This is a genomic window from Candidatus Poriferisodalis sp. (assembly GCF_965221945.1).
GTDB lineage: Bacteria > Actinomycetota > Acidimicrobiia > Acidimicrobiales > Poriferisodalaceae > Poriferisodalis.
Window position 1 is genome coordinate 3,844,223 of record NZ_OZ244925.1, and the last position, 23,541, is coordinate 3,867,763.

A 23,541-nucleotide genomic window follows, 5' to 3' on the forward strand; every position below is an offset into this window, starting at 1 on the left:
TCGACTCTTGACTGACACATTCTCAGGCCAAGTGATCCGGGACATCCTGCGAGAGGGTCGGCGACGATCCCGGAAGCAGAACGACAATATTGAGAAGTCGGGCCTCAAAATCTCCGCCGATCCACCGGTGAGGCACATTCGCCACAAATACCATCGTGTCTCCGGCTTCTAGAGTTTCGACTCCATGACCCTCAAGCTCGACGGAAACAGTGCCCTCGAGGACATAGAGGATCTCGTCACCGGCATGTGTCCATGCAGGATCACTTCTGAATCCGGGGGGCACCACACATTCACGTATCTCCATTCGTCGACGCGGAGTCGATGTGAGCATCCGAGCAAGCTGCGGAGGATCCGCTTCGTCAGCGCTCCTCCACACACCCTCGTCGCGCCGGACAACACTCACGATTGGTTCCGCGCCCTGAGCTAGGAGTTCGGGTGCGGTGATCTTGAGCGCGCCAGCGATTCTGTAGAGCGCGCCCAGACTGACGTTCGTCAACCCGTTCTCGACTTGGCTCAAGAAACCAGTGGACAACCCTGTCTCCCGGGCTACGTCTGCGAGAGTCATGCCCAGGTCGGTGCGGACGAGGCGGATCCGCTGCCCCAGCAGCGCGATGTCGACAGAATCGCTCTCGCTCGACCCGGATTCACTCCTGGTCTTTTGCATCGTTTGTGCTCCTTTAGTTGCGGGGTACAGGGGTGGCGAGGAATCTCGGCATGTTGGTCTCACGGCGGCTGGCAAGGAGTGCCACGAGCGCCACGACGTATTGCGCAGCGAGCAAGATCTGGCTGGGTATGGAGATGTCAGGACGGACCACAAGAAGAACGAGTGAGGCCACAATCACTGCCGCCAGCGGGCCGAGGGTTCGTAGCTTGACCACCTCGGTGCGTCTGAGACTCCGCCAGATCAGGAGTGCGGCGATGATGCCGATCAGCAACCACACCGACGCCGGAACAGCTGACTCGGCCTGGAGTCTCAGCTGGAGGGCGTCGGCTGCGCCAAAGAGCAGTGCGCCAACCAGTACGCCCGCTGGCCGCCATCGGCCGAACACCAGGATCGCGATCGCGATGAAGCCCCGTCCTGAGGTCATGGCCTCTCTGAAGACGCCGACCGAGCCGATGGACAGGTACGCGCCGGCTAGGCCGGCGAACGCTCCCGCAATCGTCGTCGACACCCACTGTGTGCGAAGGGGACTCACTCCAGCGGCGCTCGCGGCCGACGGGTTCTGTCCCGTCGCACGGATCCCGAGTCCGAGGCCGGTTCGAGCGAGCATCAGGGCAACCACCCCGATCAGCACGAACGCGACATACCCGAGCAGATTCTGCTCGAAGAGAGCCCCGCCGATCCAGGGGATCTCGCTGAGGACGGGAATGGCGATCGGGTCAAGCCTGTCGATCGGCCCCGAACCGCCGGGAAACGCCCGCTCCAGCGCGTAGTTGGTAGCGCCCAGAGCCCCGATGTTGAGCCCGATCCCGACGACTACCTGGTCTCCACGCAGGCCTATCGCCACCGCAGCCATGAGGAGGCCCCCGAACGCGCCGGCCAGAATGGCGGCCAGAATGCCCGCGGTGATGCTCCCACTGCTTGCTGCGGCCCAATAGCCGACGAACGCGCCTGACAGCATCATGCCTTCGAGTCCCAGATTCAGCACGCCAGAGCGTTCGGAGATGAGCTCGCCGGTCGCGGCCAAGAGCAACGGGATCGCCAGGCGGATGGTGGCTGCTAGCCACAGCGCGTCGAAGGGCTCCATCACAACCCTCCCGCCGGATGACCGACCGCCTCGGGTACAGGCACGGCTGACCGCTGACGTCCCCAGCGATGCTCGAGCAGGACGCTGGCTGCCACGGCGAGGATGATCAAACCCTGCACCACCAGCACGATCTCCGAGGAGACCCCTGCTCGAGATTGCAGCGCACCCCCGCCTTGGCGCAAGGTAGCGATGAGGAGCGCCGCGGGAAGCAGGCCCGGAATCGAGTTGCGTGCGAGCAGGGCGACGACGATGCCGTCATATCCATAGTTCGCGCTGAAGTTGTCGGACACCGTGGTGATCTCGCCAGCCAGAATCCGGGAACTGCCGGCGAGGCCTGCCAGCGCGCCCGAGATGAGCAAGGCCAGCACTCCGAAGCGAGTCGGAGACACGTCCATGTGGCGGGACATTTCGGGATTGGCGCCGACCATGTCGAAGCGGAAGCCCAACGTGGTCCTCGCCAGCACGAGCCAGGTGAGGCCGATCAGCGCGACCACCCCGACAACATCCCAATGGAGTGCGGTGCCTGCGAACATCTCGGGCCACTGGGCCGAATCCCTGACGCTCTCGCTGCGGGCAAACCCGCTGCCCTTGTCCTGCATGGGGCCCCGGATGACCCAGGCGAGCACCTGGATGGCGATGAGGTTGAGCATCAGCGTGGTGAGGATCTCGCTCGCTCCGGCTCGCGCCCACATCCATGCAGCGATGCCGGCATAGAGCGCTCCGCCGACGAGTCCGGCCGCCACGGCTATCAGCAGGTGGGCCGGTCCCCAGGGCACCTCGATATTGATGCCGACCCACCCCGCCGCCAGCCCTCCCGCGATGATCTGCCCCTCGAGTCCGATGTTGATGCGCTTCACCCGGAAGGCCACGATCCAACCGGTGGCACAGAGCATGATCGGGATGAGTTTGCTCAGAGTCGACGCGGCCGGGCGAGTCCCGCCGTAGGCCCCCTGGAACACCGCGCTGACCACTGTGCCGAGATCGTGGTCGTTGAGAACCAGGATGATCGCCGATATCAACAGAGCTAGACAAAGCGCGACGCCCGAGGCCAGGACCGGTCGAAGGGCTGCGGAACGAGTCGGCTGCCAACTCACGCCGACGCGCCTGTCATCTTCAGGCCAATGTCGGTGAAGTCCGCTTCATCGGGGCGGATCACCTCGCTCGGCCTGCCCTTGAACAACACGACGAACCGGTCCGACAGAGCCAGGATCTCGTCGAGTTCCTCTGAAATGAGCGCTACAGCGCCGCCCGCGTCCCGGAAGGTCCGTATGACCTCGTAGACGAACTCGATGGCGCCGACGTCGAGGCCTCGGGTCGGATGGACGGCGACGAGCAACTCCGGACTGTTGTGCATCTCGCGTGCGATCACAGCCTTCTGCTGGTTCCCTCCCGAGAGGTCGGAGAAGGCGGCGTGCATGCCCGGTGCGCGGATGTCGAACCGTTCGCACAGCCTCATGCAGTGCTGGTCGATAGCACCGAACTGCAGCCACCCCCGTTTCGACAGCGGCGCTGCGGCAAAGTCGCGATACATCAGGTTGTCCCGAAGCGAGCGATCGACTGCACTGCCGATGGCATGCCGGTCGGCGGGAATCAGCCCCGTGGCTGAGCGCTTTTCGTCCCCTGGGACTGACGTCTCCGGCGAGGCGTAGTGCAGTACTTCGCCCTCGGTCAGCACTACCAGCCCAGTCAACACGTCGGCCAGCGTGCTCTGGCCATTGCCCTCCACGCCAGCAACCCCGAAGACTTCACCCCGGTGCACGGAGAAGGAGACGTCGTCGAGATTCGCGTCGTGCAGAGCTGAGGCAGTGGAGACCGATCTCAGCTCGAGGACTGCATCTCCGGGTGTGTTGGGGGTGTTCCTTGAGAGCAGCGAGACGTCGCGGCCCACCATCATCCGGGCGATGGTCTTCTCATCGGCATCGGAAGCGTCGACGGTTCCGATCTTGCGGCCGCGACGCAGCACGGTGCAGCGGTCGGCGACGGCAAGGGCTTCATGGAGCTTGTGATCGGTGAAGACGATGGACTTGCCGTCGTTGACCAGCGACCTGATCACCTGTTGGAGACCGGTCCACTCGACCGGTGACAGCACCGCGGTCGGTTCGTCCATGATCAGGATCTCCGCCCCCCCGAATAGAGCCTTGACGATCTCGACCCGTTGCTGGAGCCCGATGGGAAGGTCGCGAACTCTGGCGTGCGGGCTCACTTCCAAACTGTGCCGTGACGAGAAGTCCGCGAGTTCCGACGCGAGCCGGGAGAGTCGGCTGGACCGCCACCACCCAATCCCGAGGGCTACGTTCTCGCAGACCGTGAGGTTGTCCACCAACTCGAAGTGCTGAGACACCATCCCGATTCCGGCTGCCTTGGCGTCTCGGGGACTGCGGAGCCGAATCGGCTGGCCGTGAACCGAGACGGTTCCCCGGTCAGGGCGCACGAGCCCGTAGAGAATCTTCATCAGTGTGCTCTTGCCCGCTCCGTTCTCGCCCAACAGGGCGTGGACTTCGCCCGCGCGAAGATCGAAGTCGACATCCGAGCAGGCGAGCAGGCTCCCGTAGGCCTTGGTAATGCCCTCAGCATGCAGCACTGCGGACTTCGCCGGTTCCGAGGGAATGTCGCTTTGGTGTCCCGGCACAGCAGATGGCGTGTCGTCGCCGGATCAGGACCCGGCCGCGAGGTTCTTGGCGCGCTTGCGTGACACGAACGGGGGATCCATCACCTCGGCCCGTATCTCCATCGCCGGGAACTCGCCGCCACCCCAGCTGATGGTGACCTCTGTTCCCGGCTCGGTCAACCCCACGTCGATGCGGCCGAAGGAGAACACTCGGCGAACTATCGGGCTGTAGCAGACGCTCGTCGCCCATCCAACCTGCTGCCCATCGTGAACGATCGGGAAGGCCTCAGGAAACAGCGGATGCGGGAATTGAATCGGCGGTGGCGACGGTTCGTCCCTGAACTGGGCCGCGTACAGCTCGATCACGTCGTCACTGTTCCAGACCAGCCCCTTCATCCGCCGGGCCGGGCCGCCTGCGTCAATCTCCGCCTGCAGCGCGGCCTTGCCCATGAAGTCGTCCTCGCGGTCGAGTCCTACCAGATAGTCGAGATTGAGCTCGAACGGCGAGCAATAGCTCATCTCCGGATCGAGCTGGTTGCGACGCAGAATGCCGGGGTCCCCCTCGAAGGCGCACTGATAGTCGAAGTGCAGCATCACCAGCCCGGCCTCGGCCCGGGTCAGCCTCGACGTGTAGTTGCCAAGGAAGCCAAGTCCATGCTTGGCGCCTGCTTCGACGAGATGAGCGATGAGGTCGTTCGTTCGATCAGCCTCGACGTAGATCTCGTAGCCGACCTCGCCGGTGAATCCCTGCCGCAGGATTTCACACGGTATGCCTGCGATCTCGGTGGCCTGCAGCCGGGAGAAGCGGAGCCCTTCCATCAAATTCCCGGCGGCGTCGTTCATCAGCGCGGTGGAGTTCGGTCCCTGGATCGACATCAGGCAGTACTGGGTGCGAATGTCGGTGACCTGCACGTCGAAGTTCCCGACCTCGATCACGTGCTGCAGCCAGCTGTCGATCTGGTCCGTGGTGATCATGTAGGTGTCCTCGGACACGCGGGTGATCAGGGGATCCTGGATGACCTTGCCGTCCTCGCGAGCCATCACGGTGTACATCGACTGGCCGATCTCGATATCAGCGAAGTCCTTCCGGGTTTGCAGGAACCGCATGAATTCGTGGACATCAGGACCGGAGATGTTGAACTTGCAGATCGGACTCCAATCACCGATCACCACGGTCTCGCGAAGTTGCAACGCCTCCCGGTACCAGCCCACGTACTCGTCCACAATGAGAAACGGACCCCACTGCGTCCATTTCTGAGCTTTGCTGACCAGTTCCATCTGTCCGGCGCCGGGAACGAAGAACATGGGTCGCTCCGCTCCCAGCGGGAGGTCTGTATTCATGGCCAGCTGGTACTGGTCCTGGCCGTAGGCACCGCGGTAGTTCTCTGCCTCGTGCATCGCCTGTCCCTTTGGGTGAGGTCGTGAGCTGTCGAAGCTAGACCCCGGGCGGCAGAACGATGGATCCGTCGTTGATGCCGGCGATGAGGTCGGCAACCTGGGCCTCCAAGTCCGCGGAGGCGTAGTCGGGACAGAGCACGAATGACTGGATGTTCGGATCCTCGACCCCCCAAAGGGTGAGGTCCGCCGGCATCGAACCTGACAGGAACGCTGACACCATCGTGTCGACCTGAGCCAAGGAACTCAGCGTTGCCGTCCCCACCAACTGGGTCGAGCGGCCGCATTGGGGGAAGATGACGCTGAAGATCTTGACGTCTTCGCCGCTCTCGTCGACGGCCTGGAGCACGCCCTCGAGTCCAGAGTTCACGAAGGCGAACAGGACATCTGCGCCGGCCGCGATCTGGGCAGCCGCAGCTTCCTTCGCGCCGGCCACGTCCTCGAAGTCGCCGACGACGGTGGAAACGGTCTCGATGTCGGGGTTCACAGAGGTGGCCCCGCCCGAGAACGCGTCAGCCGACTGGGTTGTGGGCGGGATCTCTAGCCCGCCGATGAATCCGACCTTGTTGGTCTGCGTGAGGCCGGCGGCAATCACACCGGCGGGATAAGCGGGCACGCCCTGGCGGACGATGTAGATGTGAAGGTTGGGGTCGTCGGTGGCCTGCCCGTTGACGATCGCGAATTTGACGTCGGGGAACTCGGGCGCCACGATCGTGCCGGCCTCGGCGAACTGGGCGCCGACGCCAATGACGAGATCGTTCGTCGCCGCGAGATTGCGCAGGGCGTCAACCGTCTGCTCCGGGTCGCCGGCGTTGTCCTGTACGGCGATCGTCAGTCCGTAGGCCGCCTCAGCCGCAAGCAGCCCGTCATAGTAGGACTGGCTGAACCCACCGTCATTCCTGGCGGTAGGCAGAGCAAGGCCGACCGTCGGCGGTTCTTCGACCGGCTCCTCGGCGGGCGGCTCCGCTGCAGCTGTTGTTGGGGCCGGAGCCGACGTGTCGTCGGCAGACCCGCTGTCGGCGTCGTCGCCGCAGGATGCGGCGAACAGAGCGAAGACGAGGAGCAGTGGAAGAAGTCTGAGCGCTCGGATAGACACAGTTCACTCCAATATTTGTTTGATATTTGTAATCACCGAACGTAGCCGTATTCTCGCCTGGTCGTCAAGACATGCCTTGAAGCAGCAGGCCGTTGCGCAGCATTAAGGTCGACACAAACCACCTGAGCCGTCTGCATAGGTTGGACTCAGGAGCAGACCATTTTATTTGGCAACACCAAACCTAAGGCACCGCAACCGAGCTTCGCCGATCAATTTGCATTGGCTGCTACTCGCAAGTCGTGGGGAAACGCCCTTCGGCCGGCGCCCGCTACCAGGTGCTCACCGGCAACTACTTCAGCGACGACCCAGCAATCTTCGATCAGGACTGAGCTCTGCTTATCGGCTGCCGACTTGCTCGGTGAGCAGCCGTACAGCCTCCCGCCGGCTCGACTCAGTGCCCCGGTCTGATTGCTCGGATGAGCCGAGCCACGATTTCGGACCAGTCGTCATCGGTCGGGCGACCCCGCTCTTCGGCCTGAACACGCATGGCCAGATAGGTGCCAAGGCTGAGTGACTGGCACAAGAAGACGACAGCATCGGTGCTCAACGACGGGTCGATGACGCCAGACGCCTTGCCTTCGGCCACGATCTCCGCGAGATCGCCCGCTTCTGCCTCCTGGCACTGGGCAACGGCCGGGTGCAGCGACGGTTCCCGGCTGGCGCTGACACATGCCTCGATCCACAGGTTGCGAGTGTCATCGCGTGTCGATATGAACAGCGTCGCGCCGAGCATCGTGAGCTTCTCGGCAGTGGTCGCCTCAGCATCCTTGATCAACAGCAGCATTCGCTGCGCCGATGTGTGCTCGATGACAGCGGTGAACAGTTCGCGCTTGGTGGGCCAACGCGCGTAGATGGCCCCGGTGGTCAGACCGCACGTGCGGGCGATATCCGAGACGGTGGCGGACTCGAAGCCGCGCTCACTGAACACGGTGATCGCCGAATTCAGGAGGCGTTCGGTGACCTCTTCGGGTCCTCGACTGCGTGATGCCGTTTCAGCTGGAACCGGGGAATCGGAATTCGGGAGAAGCGACACTGAACGCTGATCGTAGTCTTAACGACTGTTTGGCCGATGCAGCACTTCGCTGACCCCGCGGGCCGAATTCGACCCCCTCTCGATCCCTCTCTTAGATCGTGATCTCGTGCCGGATGCCTCGGACGTCCATTTCGAAGTCGAGGTCGTGGACCGGGGGGCGCGACCGGTGCCAGCGCAGACCGTGGCGGGTCGCTGGCCCCATGGAAGGGATCACCGCGTCCTCCAGCAGACCTTCGTGCATGAAAATCGTGTACACGTCGGTCGTGGTGACCAGGTCCCAACTGGCGCCCATGGCTGCGAGGCGCGAACCCATGGTGGCCACCACGTGACCGGCTTTCTCTCGCATGGCCTCAGGCCCGGTCTCGCCCTTGCGGATGATGGCGGTGTCGTCGAGCGTCGCTTCGGGAATCTCCCCTGCACCCGAGACCACGAACGTCGTCGGGGCGTCGTCGGTCTCGGCGGTGTAGGAGAAGGCGTGCAGAACCGGCTCGGCGGGCGGGTTGTGAGCTGGGGACACATTGGTGCGGGCCAACGGGTTGTGATCGTCGACGTAGAGGTCCCATGACCGGACGAGCTCGACGTAGCCGGCGTTGAACCCGATGAAGCCTCCCATGGAGTACGGGGACGCGCAGCGGAGTTCGATCGCGCAAAGCGCCTGACGCTCTCGCCCGAACTTGGACAGGTGGGCGTCGATCAGCTCGAAGCCCTCGCGCCACGGCAGGTGAGCGCCCAGCGTGGCGTGAACAACTTCGAACCCTGGGTCGGCAACAACCCCGCTGGAGAACGGGGAAATGCCGGTGAGGAAACGGTAACCGCCTCGAGGGTTTGCGATAAGCATGGGAGTCTCCGTTCGGTGATGCTCGTTGCGGCGAATCCGCCGCGACCGCGAGGAATGCTCGGACAGTACCGATCTTGAATGGTCGTGTCCCCCGACGATGCCGGATGCCACCCGGTGAACGAGCCGTCCGCGAGTTGTTCGCGCAGGCGGTCCTCCTGCTCGGCAAGTTCGGGTGTCAGAACACGTGCGCCGGCCTAGCCGCCGGGCATGCTCCAGCTCAGCACCAGCAGGCAGCCGGCAAGCGCCACAGCGATAGCGAGTAGCCAGTCGACGGAACGGGAGCGGGTCTCGGTAGGTGCATTCATGGTGATTTCTCCAACTCTGTGCACCATGCTCATAAGGTGCATGTTGTCCTCACCGCAGTGCACCAAGGGGGTGTGACACACGAATGCGAGCCATCCACGGTCTGCTCAGTGCAGTGGCCGCCGCGGCGCTGCTGATCGCCGGTTGCAGCTCCGTTGACGACGTCGACGCAGAGGCCGCAGCAGCGCCCGCGGATCCAGTGCCGGTTCAAGCAACGCAGGATGTCGACCTGCTCGAGACGGTGAGGTCGCGGGGCGTCCTCAACTGCGGGGTGTACGGCGCCGCGGTGGCATTCTCCGAGACGCAACCCGACGGCAGTACCACCGGTTTCGACGCCGATTACTGCCGGGCCCTCGCCATCGCGATGCTCGGCGACGTCGGCGCGGTCAACTTCGTGCCGCTCACATCGGCCGAGAGATTCACGGCGTTGCAGAGCGGCCTCATCGACGTGTTGGTGCGGAACACGACTTGGACGCAGGGCCGCGACGGCGACCTGAAATTCGACTTCGCGCCAGTCACCTTCTACGACGGCCAGCAGTTGATGGGCCGCGCCAGTGACGATTTCACGCCTGCATCGACCGTGGCGGACATCGCCGGCGCAACGGTCTGCGCCACCGCCGGGACCACCACCGAGAAGAACATCGCTGACGCAGCCAACGCTGCAGGCGTCGAGATCAGGCTGCAGACCTTCGAGGACCTCGACATCATCACCGACAGCTTCATCACCGGTACATGCGACTTGATGACCACCGATGGCTCAGGGCTCGTCGGTCGCCGGAATCGCCAACAGGGTGATCAGGAGTGGGTGATCTTCCCCGCAGCACTCTTCTCTAAGGAGCCGCTTGCGCCGCTGTACCTGCCGAACCAGTCGACCTTTGGCGACATTGTCAACTGGACGATCTACGCGACGATCATCTTCGACGAGAAGGGCATCACGTCTGCCAACGTCGATGATCTGCTCGGCAGCGGCCAGCTCGATGCCGAGGCAATCCGACTGCTCGGCGGCGAAGGCGAATTGCAGACCAAGATGGGCTTGGAGCCCGATGCGTTCTACGAGGTGGTCCGCCAGATCGGGAACTACGACGAGATCTTCACCCGCAACCTCGAACTTGTCGGATTGCAGCGGGCCGGCACGCCCAATGCTCGCTGGACCGAAGGCGGGCTGATCTACGCGCCGCCAGCGCGCTGAATCACCAGGTGGGCCGCGTCAGCACGCCGCCGTCCACAACGAGGACGATTCCGGTGATCCACCTGGACAGGTCCGAGCACAGGAACACGCACGCGTCGCCGACGTCCGCTGGCGTGCCCAGCCGTCCGAGCGGTGTCGTTGCGTGCCAGCGGGACACGCCGTCGGGCCAGTCGTCGGCGAGGCTGGGCCGGTCGATCAGACCCGGCGAGATGCTGTTCACGCGGATCCCGTCGGGGCCGTAGGCAGCGGCCGCGGCCCTGGCATGCATCAGCAGCCCGGCCTTGGAAGTGGAGTAGTGCCCGGTCCCGTCGTCGGGCTGATGTCCATCGATCGATGCAATGTGCACGATGGCGCCGCCGGAGCCCTGCGCCTGCATCGCGCGGACGGCAGCCTGAGTCAGCCGGTGCGTCGCGTTGAGGTTGACATCGATCATCTCGGACCAGAGGTCGTCGGTCAGCTCGGCGAACGGTGCAACGTTCGCGATGGCGGCGTTGTTGACCAAACCGTCGATACGGCCGTGATGATCGATCGCAGCGGCAACGATGCGCTGCGGAGCGTCGGGGGCGAGCAGATCCGCCTCGACCGAGGTCACGGGGTTGCCGGCGGCATCAACCAGATGGTCGACTGGCGACGACCGCGTGTGGGCCACCACCGTTGCACCGGCCGCTCCGAGGCGCTGGGCGATGCCAGTGCCGACGCCGCCACCAGCGCCGGTCACCACGATGACGCGGCCGTCCAGTCGCAGCAGGTCCGCTGGCGCCCGAAGGTCGTCGTGATCAGCCATAGTCCGTCTCCATTCGCGTGAAGCGTGCGATGTCGGAGGCTGCCTGCGGGTAGGCGGCCACAAGCGCATCCCGCTCGCCCAGCTCGAAACCGGCATCGGTGAATGCGGGCGCCATCGTCGTGCCGACAAGCGACCAGTCGCCCGTAGTTCCCGCCGCCATCCAGACACCGGGCCCGACTGCGACGACGGGCCGCTGTCCACCTGCCAAGTCGTCACCGAGCATCGGACGCTCGACGCCGCCACCGGGTTCCAGCAGCAGTATCTCGACGGGTGCCCCGGCGTAGTGATGCCAGAGCTCGACGCCCCCGAGACAATGCAGAGCGGAGAAGTCCCCCGACTGCATCAGGTAGTAGATCGCTGACGAATGCTCGTCGCGCCAGGTTTGGGCCCACTGGCCGCCTTCGCTCGCTAGTGGAGTGAGGCCCAGCAACTCGGTCACCTCGTCGGCGTCCACAGGCCCAACGTAACCCCCCGCCCAGAAGCGACGTGCGCCGGCAGTTCAGTCTGAGATAGGGGCGATCTCCGGAGCGATGGGGTCGAGACCAAGCAGATCCTCCAGCACGGCAAGCGTCTGCAGCACGCCGATGTCGTCGACTTGATGGCCGAGTACTTGCAGGCCGATGGGCATGCCGTCATCGGTGAAGCCGCAGCAGATGGTTCCCGCTGGGCGCCGGGTGAGGTTGGCCAGCGGCGTGAAGCGGACCCAATTCTCCGTCTCGACGCCGTTGATGGTCCCGTCCCCTCCGACAACAGGTGTCTGGCCCGCCATTGTCGGCGAGAGCATCGCGTCGAATCCAGCCATCACCTCGCCGAGTTGCATCGACAGCTCGGCGGCCTGCTGGCGGGCCGCTGCCACCGTGTCCACCGTCACCCGTTCAAAGGCTTCTTCCAACGCCACGGCGAGTACGTCGGTGACGTCATCCCACGCAGGCGTTCCGTACAGGGGCCGAAACGCCGGCCCGATCAGCCCGCCCAGAAAGAGCGGCAGAAACGCCCCCGAGACCGTGTCGAACAGCGTGCCCATCTCGACGACCTCGACGCCCTCCGCAGCGAGCCGCTCGACCGCAGCAGCACAGCTGGCCAGGATCTCAGCGTCCACCGGTTCACCGTCGAACGCGGGAACCCACAGCACACGCTTCGGAAGCGGGGGGTCGTCCAGCGCCCTGCGCCAGGATTCAGTCGGTGCGGGCAGGCTTCGGAGATCGGACGGATGGGGACCCACCACTGCGTCGAGGCAGTACGCCACGTCACGGATGAGGCGAGCCATCGGCCCCACGCACGACAGGTCCAACAGTCCCGGCGGCGGCGGCCCGCTCGGCACGCGTCCCTGGCTCGTCTTGATGCCCGACAGGCCGCACATCGCCGAGGGGATCCGGATGGAGCCGCCACCGTCGGAGCCAGTGCCGACCGGCACCATGCCCGATGCAATCGCGGCGCCGGTGCCCCCTGACGAACCGCCGGGCGAACGGCTCAGGTTCCATGGATTCCACGTCGCTCCGAACACCGGGTTGTACGTGTCGCCCATACAGCCGAACTCTGGCGTGTTGGTCTTGCCGACGATGACGGCGCCGGCAGACCGCAAACGCGCCACCTCGGTCGAGTCGGCGGTGACCGGCGGGGTGTCGCGCAGGTGCATGGCTCCGCGAGTGGTGACGAACCCTGCGGCGTCGGCGAGGTCCTTGACGCCGATCGGGATGCCCGCCAGCGGGCCGACATCGGAGCCGGCATCGAGTTGCGCATCGATGGCAGCGGCTTGGGAACGAGCGGCCGCTTCATCAATGGCGACGAACGCATTGAGGTGCGGGTTCAGGACTTCGATGCGCTCGAGCGCGTGTTCAGTCACCACCGCTGCGGTCAGCGTCCGGTCTCGCACCATCGACACCAGCGCTTCAACTGTCACTGACCTGAAGTCGGGTACATCCATGGCCGGCCACCTCTTTCGAGGCACGACACTACTGAGCGGTTTAGGCCGGTCCGGTAGCACGGCGATGTCAGCGAGCTGATGCGCCGCCGTCGATCGTGATCGACGTGCCGCTGACGTGGCTGGCCCGATCCGATGCCAGGAAGGCGACCACATCGGCTACCTGCTCCACGGTTCCCGGAGCGGGATCGGCGGGAATCAGCTCTTCCCAGCGGGACTCATCGCCCCATTCGTCGACCGCCTGGCGGCGCAGCAAATCGCCCATGCGGTCGGTGATGATGAGCCCGGGGTTGACGGCCACCACCCGCACGCCCTCACGCAGGCTCCGGCTGCCCAGCGCCGCGGTCATCGCCACAAGACCGCTGTTGCCCACAGCACCGGCGATGTAGGACGGCTGCGGCCGCAGCGAGGCCGCCCCGATGACGTTGACGATGACACCGCTGCCTCGAGCGGACATGAGGGGATAGATAGCGCGGCACAGGTCGATGTAACCGAACACCTTCAGGTCCCAGGCGTCGCGCCATGTGGTGTCGTCGACGGTCACGATGTCACCGCCGGGGATTGCCCCGGCGTTGTTGACCCAGATGTCGACGGGGCCGTCGAGGCCGGTCCCGGCCAGCAGCGTCTGGCGTCCCCCGGTCGTGGACAGGTCAACAGCGTGCGTCGAGACCGTCGATTCCGGCGCCGCAGACTCCACCTCCCCGGCGGCCTTGGCCAGGACATCAGCCGACCGCGCCGCCAGCGCAACATCGCAGCCCTCGCGGGCAAGCGCCATAGCGCACCCCAGCCCGATTCCCTTTGATGCGCCAGTGATCACGGCGCGCCTGCCTGCTAGCCCCAAGTCCATCGGCTCAACGTAACCCCGGCGTCTCACACGCGCCGTGGGGTCGCGGCCCGCGCGGTGTCCGCTTCGCACTAACGGGCGTCGAATGCGCTGTGGTCCTACGCTCAACTCATGGCGAGTGCCGGCGAGGTACCTGACGAAGCCCGCACATGGCTTGACGAGCACTGGCACCCCGAGCGGCCGCTCATCGAGTGGCGCAACCTGCTGGCCGACACTGGCTGGGGCACCCCGTCATGGCCGACGCAGTGGCACGGCCGAGGCCTGCCGCCGTCCATGGACGCCGTCGTGGCGGGCGAGTTCGACGCGGTCGGAGCCATCGGCGTTGCGGCCGGCGTCAGCATGTACCTGGTGGCGCCGACGCTGCTGGCTCATGCCAACGACGAGCTGAAGCGGCGTCACCTTCGCCCGATCCTGACCGGCGAGCACAAGTGGTGCCAGCTGTTCTCCGAGCCCACGAATGGGTCGGATCTGGCGGGGCTCGTGACACGGGCCGACCGCGACGGCGACGAGTGGATTGTCAACGGCCAGAAGGTCTGGAACTCCGGGGCGCACACGGCCCGATTCGGCATCCTGATGGCCCGCACCAACTGGGAGGTCCCTAAGCACCAGGGCATCTCGTACTTCCTGATGCCGATGGAGCAGCCCGGAGTGGAGGTGCGCCCGCTGCGCCAGATGAACGGCCATGCGTCGTTCAACGAGGTGTTCTTTGTCGATGCCCGGGTACCCGACAGCGAGATGGTCGGCAATCCCGGCGACGGCTGGCGCATTGCCCTCACCACGCTGGCGCACGAGCGCTCCGCGGTGGCCACCCGCCGTCCCCGCTACCCGGCCGACGGCGGCCCGACGGTGACCCAGGCCAAGCGCGAGAGCGACGAATACTTCGCCACCTACAAGTGGTACCCGCAGCGGGCCGGTCGGGCGAACTTGGTCATCCCCGAGGCACAGCGGACCGGGCGGGTGAGCGATCCGCTGGTCCGACAGCAGATCGCCCGCGTCGAGACGCTTCGCCGGATCTCGTCGTGGACCACCAAGCGTGCCCGGGCCGCACGTGCCGCTGGCAAACCGCCCGGCCCTGAAGGCTCGCTCACCAAGCTGAACATGTCGGTCACGGCCCGCGCCTGCCACGAGGTCCACACGCTGATCGCCGGCCCGATGGGGATGCTCGTGGGGCCCCGCAGCAATGCCGACGGCATCGTCTCGGAGATCCTCTTGTCCACCCCGGCCATGTCGATCGCCGGCGGCACCGACGAGATCCAGCGCAACATCATCGGCGAGCGGGTGCTGGGCCTGCCCAAGGAGCCAGACGACTCCAAGGACATCCCCTACTCCGCTGCCCGCCGCAACTGATGCATCGGCTGCCGGATTCCTTACAGCAATTCGAGGCGGCGGCCGGACTGCTGAGCCTCAGTCGAGTCGATGAGCGCATTCGTGGCGTGCAGTTGCCCTTCGGCTGCCGCACGATCCGACCATGACATCGTTGCGGTCCACTGCCATGCGTAGGCCAAGACGCGAGCAAGCGCCTCGACGTTGCCGTTCTCGGTGGAGGCACGGTGCAGGCTCGAGATGTACTTGTTCCGGAAGACGTTGGGAATGACGATTCGGGATTGGCCGACCCGCGAGAGTTCGGCGTTCATCATGACTCGAGAGGCACGGCCGTTTCCGTCTGCGAAGGGGTGCACCTCGGAGATCGCGAAGAGCACGAAGAGCGCACGGCTGAATCCCGGTTTGATTTGTCGCAACAAGTCGAACCCTCTCCGCAGTGTCCCTTCAACGAGTTCCGGTTTGACGAAGATGTATGTGCCGACTGAGTTGGAAAGGATCTTCCACTTTCCCGGCTGGACATCCGGCCGACCCGCCATGATCGCGGCGTGTCGCTGTACGAGAAGCTCGACGAGAACATCTGGGTCATCGGATGTCGTGGACCGACCGACGGGATCAGCGACGCACCGGTAGGTGCCAAGAATGTCGTGTCCGTCGGCTGGTCGAGACGCGGGCGGTTGCTGGCTATCGACTATCTGCCGGGCCTCCTCCAGGCTGAATTCGGTTCCCTCGATGTAGTTGGAAAAGTAGCTCTCGTAAAACGGCAGTTCTTCAGGGACGTGGAGAGGGATCGTTCCGGTTCCCGCACCGTGGGCGAAGTAGCTCTCGTAGAAGGCGAGTTCGCCCTTCTCGGTCGATGCGGGCAATTCGGTGGGGGCCCCCACTCCTCGGTGCGGCTGAGCTGTGCTCGGAGACGCTCAAACATGTCCAAGCGCCGTTCGTCCCAAGCTCGTCCACTTCTCAGTGCGAGAAGGAGCGATCCCGCGCGAGATCGAACTGGTTCGCTACCTGACAACTGGTCGAAGAGCCGAAGAATCCTCGGAACTCGCTCATCGACCCCGAGCGCTAGCGCCAGCGCGATTGCATCGTCGCGCAATCTCTCTATTCGTTCGTCGCCCCACACGATGGACTTGCGAGCGAGCCAGTGATCGAGTTCGGCCAGCTTCAGTGTCCGGGAAGGACCTTCGCCGTGCTGACGAGAATCCTCAAGGTTGTCGAGCAGTGTTCGCGGCGCGCTCGACATCCGCAGTCCCTCGGCCCACACTGTGTCGGCGACTGGCAGATGCGGTGCTTCGTATGTGTGACCGGGCCGAATGCTGACTTCGAGTCCGGGTAACCGGATCGACTTCCGATGTGTATCTGCGACCACAAAGAGCCGCCCATGGGTAATTCGGCCGTCTTCGGCAGCTGACCGATCAGCGATGAGGGCACTCGGCAGGAATTTCCCAAGGATTTTCCAGCAGTTCTTCGATATGACTTCGTCGGCTTCGCTGATGAGATCTGCCGTGTAGATCCGACGTGCGAGCCGTCGGATGCGCCCCTCAGCGACGGCCTTGGAGAGGGTGGCAGCTGATGCGGCTTCGTCGAAGAAAACTGTGCGCGCTCCGGTCGGCCAGTGGACGCCCGGACGACGTGCCATAACTTGACGCTAACGCCCTGTAACGATCATTACTAATTGATTTTGCTCCGTAGCGACTGACAGGGCTGGCGCATCGGGCGAGAAATCGACTTAAACAATAAGTTATTGGTTGCTAGAAAAGTGCGTCCCATCGTCGTCACGGGTTACCGATGTCCCAGAAGGGGTATCTCGCCTCAACGGCGGCTGCTCGGTACGCTTCGAGCGGGGCGATTGGTGCGATCGGCGGATCAGCTCCCACCCAACGTCCGAGTTGCACCGATGGGAGGCGTCATGGCCACACTTGGCATTCGGCACGCAGTGCTCTGGGTGAAAGACCCAGAGGCGTCAGCCCGCTTCTACAACCAGGCGCTCGGTCTGGACGTGGTGAACCGCTATGGCACCGGCATCTACATGGCGTCACCCCAATCGAACACCGACCACGACCTTGGACTCTTCGGCGCGGTCGGCGAGGGCGCTCCCGCTCGACATGTGGGCCTGTACCACCTGGCTTGGGAAGTCGCCACGCTCGCCGAGCTGGCCGAGGCCAAGACCCGGCTGGCCGAGATGGATGCTCTCGTGGGCGAGAACAACCACGGCACCAGCCGCAGCCTGTACTGCCACGACCCTGACGGCATCGAATTCGAATTGATGTGGGAGGTGCCGCTGGAGCTCTACGAGAAAGACGCTCCGCGCAACATCCCGCTTGATCTCGAAGCAGACATCGCCCGCTGGGGCGCCGACCGACTCAGCCGAGGGGCCACCGCCGCGTAGCGACCGCCCCCGCCGGCAACCGCCCCAACTGCTCTGCTACACGTCGATCTTGTAGAGCTCGGCAGCGTTGTCCTGCAGGATCCGCTTCTGGACGGCGGGATCGAGGCTGCCGATCGCGTCACGCACCCGCTCGACGCTGCGCGGGTAGAGGCAGGTGGGGTGCGGGATGTCGGTCTCGAACATGATCTGGGTGGCCCCGATGTGGTCGATGGCCGGCGCCAAGGTTTGGGACTCGAACCAGAAGCAGCCAAAGAACTGCCGCCGGAAGTACTCCGAGGGCTTCATCGACAGGTGGGCCATGTGCTCGGGTGCGGTCTCGCCGCACTGGTAGTCGAGCGCGTCGAGCAGGAACGGGATCCAGCCGATGCCGCTCTCCACTGACACGAAGTTGAGGTTCGGGTAGCGCTCGGGGACGTCGCTGACCAGCAGGTTCACCATCCAGCGCAGCTGGCTCAGGAAGATCGCCGCTCCTCCCAAGGAGATCTTCACGTCGCCCGACCAGGTGTCATACGGCACCGAGCCGGACCAATTGATGTCGCCTTCGGAGGCGCCGATGTGGAAGTTGACCGGCATTTCGAGCGCTTCGCAGATCTCCCAGAACGGTCGCCAGTCGGGCTGGGCGAAGTTCGGCATGCCCGAGTCGTGGGGGTTGGAGCACATCACGATGCCCTTGGCGCCGTTGCGATGCATGCGATCGACTTCTCCGACGCTGGCGTCGATGTCCCACCACGGCACCAGGGCCATGGGCAGGATGCGCCCGCCCGAGCGAGCCTGTAGGTCGCTCATCCAGTCGTTGTAGATCTCGACGCAGGCGATGCGCAGCGCCCGGTCGGAGACCTTGAGGAAGTTCTGGTTCCCGAACCCGCCGACGTTGGGGTACACGATGCCGTGGCTCACGCCCATGGCATCCATGAGCTCCAGGCGGGCGTCGCAGTCGTAAGACGCCGCGTGGACCATCTCGATGTCGTGTTTGAGGAACTTCAGCCCGAGCATCTTTTCGCCATCGGGCAGGATCGCCGACACCGCCGAGTCGCCCGCGATCGGGATGTCGCCGTCGACCACCCATTTGCGCTTGCCATTGTGCTCGCGGATCTGCGGCACAAGGTCGCGGTACTTGGCCGGCGCCAAGCTGGTCCACAGGTCATGCGGCTCGGTCCAGTGCGTGTCCGAGTCGACGATCTTGATGCCAGGAAAGAACTCAGTGATCGGCATGTTGTGCGCCCCTCTGGGTGCTCGGTGGCAACCGAGTCGAAATTAGCAGGCACCCGCGCAGACCATCCGGGGTCGGCCGCCCGGGCGACATGGCGCCGAGCTACGTCGGCTTGCGTCCGAGCACGAAGTGCATCGGAGTGAAGATTCCCAGCCGGCCGGCTTCGGCGAGTGCTGCCGCGCCGACGTTCAGGATCCTCGATACACCGGGTGTGCCCCGTGGCACGACACGAAGCGCCTCGAGCACGCGCAAGGACTGATGTGTCACCGACCGTCCGACACGCGAACTTCGAAGGCTCGTCAGAGATAGACCGGAGCCGACGAGGGGTTCGTACCAGGGGATTGCAGGCCCGGTCTGATCCGCTAGGTCGCGGGACTCCATCAGCTCGAATCCGACCGTCTGCATGGCGTCGTCCGCATCATGCGTACGGATCAGGTGTTGTATTGCGGTTCCCAGTTCGATGTCGTTCTTGAGCCGCACGTGGTGCGAGTCACCCGGGTCAAATCGATCAGTCATGCACCACTCGTACGACGCGAAGCAGCCGCCTGGCTTGAGCAGGCGGAACGCCTCACCGAACACTTCGCCACGATCGGGCGCGTGGCAGGTCGCTTCAATCGCGTAGATCGCGTCGAACGAGCCTTCCGGTTCGTCAATGCTGGTGAAGTCGGACTCGAGATACTCCGCCAGGTGACTCAGTCCGGCTTCGTCGGTCAGTTTGCGGGCCCGTTCGAGTTGGTAGGTGCTGATGTTGACGCCCACGATGTGCGATCCCGAGAATCGGGCGATTTCGCGCAAGGGACCGCCGACGCCGCACCCCAGGTCTGCGGCGCGCATGCCAGGCTGCATGCCGAGCATGTGCGCAATGAAGTGTTGATGACGCGCTATTGAGGCGCGAAAACTCTCGCCTCGGACACGCGGCGCGAAGTGGAACGAGTCTCCCCAGCCGAACTCATAGAAGTCGGTGACGAGCTTGAAGTAGTTCTCGACAAAATCCCGGTAGTCGGCCGCTCGTCGATCCTGACCGTTGCGGCTCCCGAAGTCATAGCTGTGCTCGTGCGAGTTCACGCTCGACGACACAGCTGTGCGGTCGATCGAACCCTTGAGAAGGCCAGTGAGCTTGGGTGACATGACGAGGGACCCGCTTCAGTTCGAGCATGATCGAACGTGCAATATAATCGGTATTTCATGCAGTTGATGAATCTAGCCGCGCTCTGCATATCGATCGGAGACGCACGCGCCAGCTCGCCATCATCGGCTGCGAGCACGACAACTAACCTCGCCGCCAGATGAGCTTCCCGACGCCCGAGGAGGCGAACGATGCTGCGACTCACGTTCTTGCTGCGGCGCAAGGAAGGCATGAGCCGAGCCGAGATGCAGGACTACTGGCTCAACGTGCACGGTCCCCTGGTAGCGAGCCATGCGGCAACGGCGAACATGCTGCGCTACGTGCAGGTTCACACCACCGACGACGATCACAGTCGCCTGCCGGGCTGGCGAGGCGATATGGAAGAGCCCTACGACGGCGTGGCCGAGGTGTGGTGGGAATCACGCGAATCGATGCTCGCTGCCATGCGCACCGACGCAGGCCGCGAATTCGACCGGCTGCTGGTCGAAGACGAGCTCAACTTCGCGGACATCAAGCGCTCGTCGGCGTACTACTGCTACGAGTACCCGCAGGTGAACCCGACGCCGGAAAACATCGTCGCGACCGACCGCTCCAGCCTCGTCAAGCTGTACTTCAGTCTTCGCCACCTGCCGTCGCTGAGCATCGACGAGGCGCAGTGGTACTGGCGCACCCACCACGGGCCGGTGATCCGCCGTCAGGCCCAGTCGTCAGGCATCCTGCGCTACCAGCAAGTCCACGCCGACGAGCACTCCTTCACTGCGGCCATCAACCGCTCACGAGGCTCAACCATCGAGCCCTACACCGGCCACGCCGAGGTCTGGATGGACCGCAGCGCTATGGGCAACGCCATCCCCGAGAACCGGGCGGCATCCCGCCGGGCCTACGAAGACGAGGCCAAGTTCATCGATTTCGGTCGCTCGGTGATGTTCCTGGCCAAAGAGCACGTGATGGTCGACCACCGCTGAGCGAGGCCCGCGCCGATGGTGCTCGCGAGAGCGTCAGGTGTGTTCTTGCCGACGGACTACCAGGAACCACGTCAGGGCGAAGGACAACACCACCAGGATCACGCCCATCAGACCAGCTTCGGCGATGAAGGCGTCCTCGAACGAGCCGAAGATCCGGGTGGTCAGCGTCGAGAAGCCCAGCGGTGAGACCAGCAGGCTGATCGGCAGTTCCTTCATCACTGACAACAGCACCAGGCCAGCACCCGCCCCCAATGCGGGACCCATGACCGGCAGGTCGACGGAGAAGAAGCGGCGCACCGGTCCGGCGCCGAGCAGCCGGGCCGAGTCGTGCAGGCGATCGGGCACGCTGCGCACTGCGACCACGCTCATACCCATCGCCAGCGACCCGAAGCGAACGACGTAAGCGAAGATCAGCAGCACCGTCGAGTCGCCGAGCAGTTCCAGCACCAGGTCGGTCCGCAGTGTCCAGAAGCGCATCGACAAGGCGATGAGCAGGCCGGGCAGCGCGAACGTGCTGATGACGATTGCGTGAGCGAGCGATCCGGTTCGTGAGCGGTGACGCCCTACCAGCATCGCGATCGGCAAGACCGCGGCAACTGACACCACTGCGGCCACGACACTCACCCAGACCGTGTTGAAGGTGGCGTCAGCGATGCTCGCGTAGTCGACAGCGAGCGCCCGGTCGCCGGTGATCGAGCGCAGCACGCCCCGCTGGGCCCAGTCCACCAAGGCGATGAAGGGTGCGCCCACGCTGGCGAAGACGGTGATTGCCACCGTTGCCAGGGCGACGGGCCGCCAGCGCCCCAAGTGATAGTCGAGGGGCCGTTGCGAGCCCGAGCGTGTCCCGTCGGGCAGGCGGCGGGAGAACCAACGCTCAGCCAGCACCACCGCCGCGGCGAGCACGAGCAGCATGAGGCTGAGCGCCAGCGCCACCGGCGGATTTGCCAGATAGTTGGTGGCGATGGCGCGGGTCAGCGTGTCGTAGCGCATCAGCTGCACCGCACCGAAGTCACTCAGCGTGTACAGGAACACCAGCAGCGTCCCCGCGCCGATTGCCGTGCCGGCGTGGGGAAGGCAGATGCGTCGGAACACGGCGAATGCGCTGTCCCCGAGCAGTCTGGCGCTCTCCTCGAGGCTGCCGGGAAGCTGCCGCAGCCGGGCCGCGACCGGCAGGTACACGTAGGGGTAGGTCATCAGCAGCAACACCAGCCACGCACCGAAGAACCCTCGCAACTCGGGCACCGAAGCGATGCCAATGCGTGCGAGCACGTCGTTCGCGAGACCGCCGGGACTTAGCGTGCGGATGAACGCGGCCGCACCCACGAAGGTCGGGTAGACGAGCGGCAGCGGCAGCAGCACGCGCCACAACCGGCGCAGTGGGAGATCGGTGCGCATGGCAAGCCACGCCAGGCCCGTGCCGAGCACTAGCGCGCTCGCAGACACGGAGATGGCGAGTCGGAGCGTGCGCCACATCGGGCCCAGGGTGCGTGCACTCCACAGCAGACCCTCGGGACCCGTGCCGTCACGCAGCGCCCGGAACACCAGGTACACGCCGGGGAAGGCGAACAAGAACGCCAGCACCACGCCGGCGACGCGCAGAGCCGGCGGTGCGCTGCTGCGCCCCCGCCGGGCTGCTGGAGTCATATCGCCGCTCGGGCCGGTCGTCACTCGTTCAGGATGCCGCTCGCCTCGATGATCTCCGTCGAGCGGGCGAAACCCTCGCCGAGCGAGTCGAAGTTGATGCTTCCGATCTCGAGACCACCCAACGCCGGCAGGACGTCGGCGGGAGCGACCCCCGCCGCAAGCGGGTACTCGAGCGTCTCGCTGCTGAAGTAGCGCTGCGAGGGCCCGCTCAACAGGTAGGCGATGAACTCGTGTGCGGCTTCGACGTTGTCGCTGGCGGCGGTCACGGTGGCAGCGGTGATGATCAGCAGCGAGCCGATGTCGTCGTCGGTGAAGTCCCAGTTCGCAGCTCTGTGGTCCTCACCAGACGCTTCGGCCACTTGGTACTGGTAGTAGTGGTTCACGAGGCCCATGTCGATTTCGCCGCGGCCGGCAGCCTCCACGATGGATCGGTTGTTCGGGTAGTACCGGGCGTCATTGGCGACCATGTCGTCGAGCCACTGCATGGCCACCTCAGTGCCGTGCTGGTCGCGGAACACGGTGAACCAGTCCACGAACGAGCCGTTGGTGGCGGGGATCGCCACCCGGCCGCGATAGCGCTCGTCGGTGAGGTCGAAGACAGAATCGGGCAGTTCGTCGTCGGGCACCTCGTCGACGTTGTAGACGAGCACTCGCTTGCGGCCGGTGAATCCCACCCATGTTCTCTCGTCTGAACTGTTCTCATCGCTGACGAGGCTGAGGATGTCATGTTCGATGGCGGTGAGCAGACACTTGCCTTCGAGAAATCCGACCGGACCAGGTGAGCGCGACAGGAACACGTCGGCGGCGGTGCGGTCGCCTTCCTCGCCGAGCAGCAGTGCCAAGTCGGTCGAAGCGCCCCAGCGAACGGCCACCTCGATGCCGCTCTCGCACTCGAAGGCGTCAAGCACTGGCCCGATGAGGTTCTCGGTGCGGCCCGAATACACGGTGAGCTGCCGGCCGTCTGCGTCTTGGCATTCACCGTCGTATATCGCAGCAGCCGGACCCTCGAGCGTGCGCGCCGACCCACAGGCAGTCGCAATGGTCGCGATCGCAACGGCCATCGCGGCCCAGCGAAGATGCCACCGAGCTGAGCGGCACGGTGACGACGGGCCGGATACAGGACGAGAC

21 protein-coding genes are annotated in these 23,541 nt (G+C 64.8%); 4 read left to right on the plus strand and 17 right to left on the minus strand.

Annotation, left to right across the window (positions count from 1 at the left end; genetic code table 11):
• Positions 1 to 22: 22 nt before the first annotated feature.
• The 8 genes from ACOQPH_RS17985 to ACOQPH_RS18020 all read right to left on the minus strand — a co-directional run bounded on the left by ACOQPH_RS17985 (position 23) and on the right by ACOQPH_RS18020 (position 8,718).
• Positions 23 to 664: a helix-turn-helix domain-containing protein gene (locus tag ACOQPH_RS17985; RefSeq protein ID WP_420622677.1), complete on the minus strand. Its 642-nt coding sequence runs from the start codon at positions 662 to 664 to the stop codon at positions 23 to 25.
• 13 nt (positions 665 to 677) lie between these two features.
• The gene (locus ACOQPH_RS17990; RefSeq protein WP_420622678.1) at positions 678 to 1,748 is read right to left on the minus strand and encodes an ABC transporter permease; all 1,071 of its coding nucleotides are present in this window, start codon (positions 1,746 to 1,748) and stop codon (positions 678 to 680) included.
• Positions 1,748 to 2,767: an ABC transporter permease gene (locus ACOQPH_RS17995; RefSeq protein WP_420622679.1), complete on the minus strand. Its 1,020-nt coding sequence runs from the start codon at positions 2,765 to 2,767 to the stop codon at positions 1,748 to 1,750. Before ACOQPH_RS17995 ends, ACOQPH_RS17990 begins: the two co-directional genes overlap by 1 nt.
• A gap of 71 nt (positions 2,768 to 2,838) precedes the next feature.
• Entirely contained in the window at positions 2,839 to 4,377 is a 1,539-nt protein-coding gene (locus ACOQPH_RS18000; RefSeq protein WP_420622680.1) for an ABC transporter ATP-binding protein, read from the minus strand.
• A gap of 24 nt (positions 4,378 to 4,401) precedes the next feature.
• Positions 4,402 to 5,754 carry an aminomethyltransferase family protein gene (locus ACOQPH_RS18005; RefSeq protein ID WP_420622681.1) on the minus strand — a complete coding sequence of 451 codons (1,353 nt, stop codon included), beginning with the start codon at positions 5,752 to 5,754 and terminating at the stop codon, positions 4,402 to 4,404.
• Between the two features lie 37 nt (positions 5,755 to 5,791).
• On the minus strand, positions 5,792 to 6,847 hold the full coding sequence (locus tag ACOQPH_RS18010; RefSeq protein WP_420622682.1) for a BMP family ABC transporter substrate-binding protein: 1,056 nt from the start codon (positions 6,845 to 6,847) through the stop codon (positions 5,792 to 5,794).
• 391 nt (positions 6,848 to 7,238) lie between these two features.
• Positions 7,239 to 7,880 (minus strand): TetR/AcrR family transcriptional regulator, encoded by a 642-nt coding sequence (locus ACOQPH_RS18015; protein WP_420622683.1) that lies wholly within the window; start codon positions 7,878 to 7,880, stop codon positions 7,239 to 7,241.
• Positions 7,881 to 7,971: 91 nt separating this feature from the next.
• A complete protein-coding gene (locus tag ACOQPH_RS18020) occupies positions 7,972 to 8,718 on the minus strand; it encodes a RidA family protein (protein ID WP_420622684.1) in 747 nt (248 codons plus the stop codon).
• 388 nt (positions 8,719 to 9,106) lie between these two features.
• Here ACOQPH_RS18020 and ACOQPH_RS18025 point away from each other — a divergent pair, with 388 nt between their 5' ends.
• Positions 9,107 to 10,210, plus strand: a complete 1,104-nt coding sequence (locus ACOQPH_RS18025) for an amino acid ABC transporter substrate-binding protein (RefSeq protein WP_420622685.1) — start codon at positions 9,107 to 9,109, stop codon at positions 10,208 to 10,210.
• Between the two features lies 1 nt (position 10,211).
• Here the strand turns inward: ACOQPH_RS18025 and ACOQPH_RS18030 are convergent, their stop codons facing one another.
• The 4 genes from ACOQPH_RS18030 to ACOQPH_RS18045 form a co-directional block, all read right to left on the minus strand.
• Positions 10,212 to 10,994 carry an SDR family NAD(P)-dependent oxidoreductase gene (locus ACOQPH_RS18030; RefSeq protein WP_420622686.1) on the minus strand — a complete coding sequence of 261 codons (783 nt, stop codon included), beginning with the start codon at positions 10,992 to 10,994 and terminating at the stop codon, positions 10,212 to 10,214.
• Positions 10,987 to 11,448: a cupin domain-containing protein gene (locus tag ACOQPH_RS18035; RefSeq protein WP_420622687.1), complete on the minus strand. Its 462-nt coding sequence runs from the start codon at positions 11,446 to 11,448 to the stop codon at positions 10,987 to 10,989. The genes ACOQPH_RS18030 and ACOQPH_RS18035 overlap by 8 nt, the downstream gene beginning before the upstream one ends.
• Before the next feature lie 45 nt (positions 11,449 to 11,493).
• Positions 11,494 to 12,918, minus strand: a complete 1,425-nt coding sequence (locus tag ACOQPH_RS18040; RefSeq protein WP_420622689.1) for an amidase — start codon at positions 12,916 to 12,918, stop codon at positions 11,494 to 11,496.
• A gap of 67 nt (positions 12,919 to 12,985) precedes the next feature.
• Positions 12,986 to 13,762 carry a short-chain dehydrogenase/reductase gene (locus ACOQPH_RS18045; RefSeq protein ID WP_420622690.1) on the minus strand — a complete coding sequence of 259 codons (777 nt, stop codon included), beginning with the start codon at positions 13,760 to 13,762 and terminating at the stop codon, positions 12,986 to 12,988.
• A gap of 108 nt (positions 13,763 to 13,870) precedes the next feature.
• Between ACOQPH_RS18045 and ACOQPH_RS18050 the strand changes: the two genes are divergently transcribed.
• Positions 13,871 to 15,106, plus strand: a complete 1,236-nt coding sequence (locus tag ACOQPH_RS18050) for an acyl-CoA dehydrogenase family protein (RefSeq protein ID WP_420622691.1) — start codon at positions 13,871 to 13,873, stop codon at positions 15,104 to 15,106.
• A gap of 20 nt (positions 15,107 to 15,126) precedes the next feature.
• Here the strand turns inward: ACOQPH_RS18050 and ACOQPH_RS18055 are convergent, their stop codons facing one another.
• Positions 15,127 to 15,945, minus strand: a complete 819-nt coding sequence (locus ACOQPH_RS18055; protein ID WP_420622692.1) for a Fic family protein — start codon at positions 15,943 to 15,945, stop codon at positions 15,127 to 15,129.
• A gap of 1,043 nt (positions 15,946 to 16,988) precedes the next feature.
• Here ACOQPH_RS18055 and ACOQPH_RS18060 point away from each other — a divergent pair.
• Complete coding sequence (locus ACOQPH_RS18060) at positions 16,989 to 17,468, plus strand: VOC family protein (RefSeq protein ID WP_420622693.1); 480 nt, start codon at positions 16,989 to 16,991, stop codon at positions 17,466 to 17,468.
• A gap of 36 nt (positions 17,469 to 17,504) precedes the next feature.
• Here the strand turns inward: ACOQPH_RS18060 and ACOQPH_RS18065 are convergent, their stop codons facing one another.
• Both ACOQPH_RS18065 and ACOQPH_RS18070 read right to left on the minus strand, forming a co-directional pair.
• Entirely contained in the window at positions 17,505 to 18,680 is a 1,176-nt protein-coding gene (locus ACOQPH_RS18065) for an amidohydrolase family protein (RefSeq protein WP_420622694.1), read from the minus strand.
• A 100-nt stretch (positions 18,681 to 18,780) separates the two neighbouring features.
• Positions 18,781 to 19,806, minus strand: a complete 1,026-nt coding sequence (locus tag ACOQPH_RS18070) for a sterol methyltransferase (protein ID WP_420622695.1) — start codon at positions 19,804 to 19,806, stop codon at positions 18,781 to 18,783.
• Positions 19,807 to 19,995: 189 nt separating this feature from the next.
• Here ACOQPH_RS18070 and ACOQPH_RS18075 point away from each other — a divergent pair, with 189 nt between their 5' ends.
• The gene (locus ACOQPH_RS18075; protein WP_420622696.1) at positions 19,996 to 20,769 is read left to right on the plus strand and encodes an EthD domain-containing protein; all 774 of its coding nucleotides are present in this window, start codon (positions 19,996 to 19,998) and stop codon (positions 20,767 to 20,769) included.
• Between the two features lie 33 nt (positions 20,770 to 20,802).
• Here ACOQPH_RS18075 and ACOQPH_RS18080 read toward each other — a convergent pair whose 3' ends face one another.
• Positions 20,803 to 22,437: an ABC transporter permease gene (locus ACOQPH_RS18080; protein WP_420622697.1), complete on the minus strand. Its 1,635-nt coding sequence runs from the start codon at positions 22,435 to 22,437 to the stop codon at positions 20,803 to 20,805.
• Positions 22,434 to 23,474 (minus strand): extracellular solute-binding protein, encoded by a 1,041-nt coding sequence (locus tag ACOQPH_RS18085; protein WP_420622698.1) that lies wholly within the window; start codon positions 23,472 to 23,474, stop codon positions 22,434 to 22,436. The genes ACOQPH_RS18080 and ACOQPH_RS18085 overlap by 4 nt, the downstream gene beginning before the upstream one ends.
• Positions 23,475 to 23,541 lie beyond the last annotated feature (67 nt).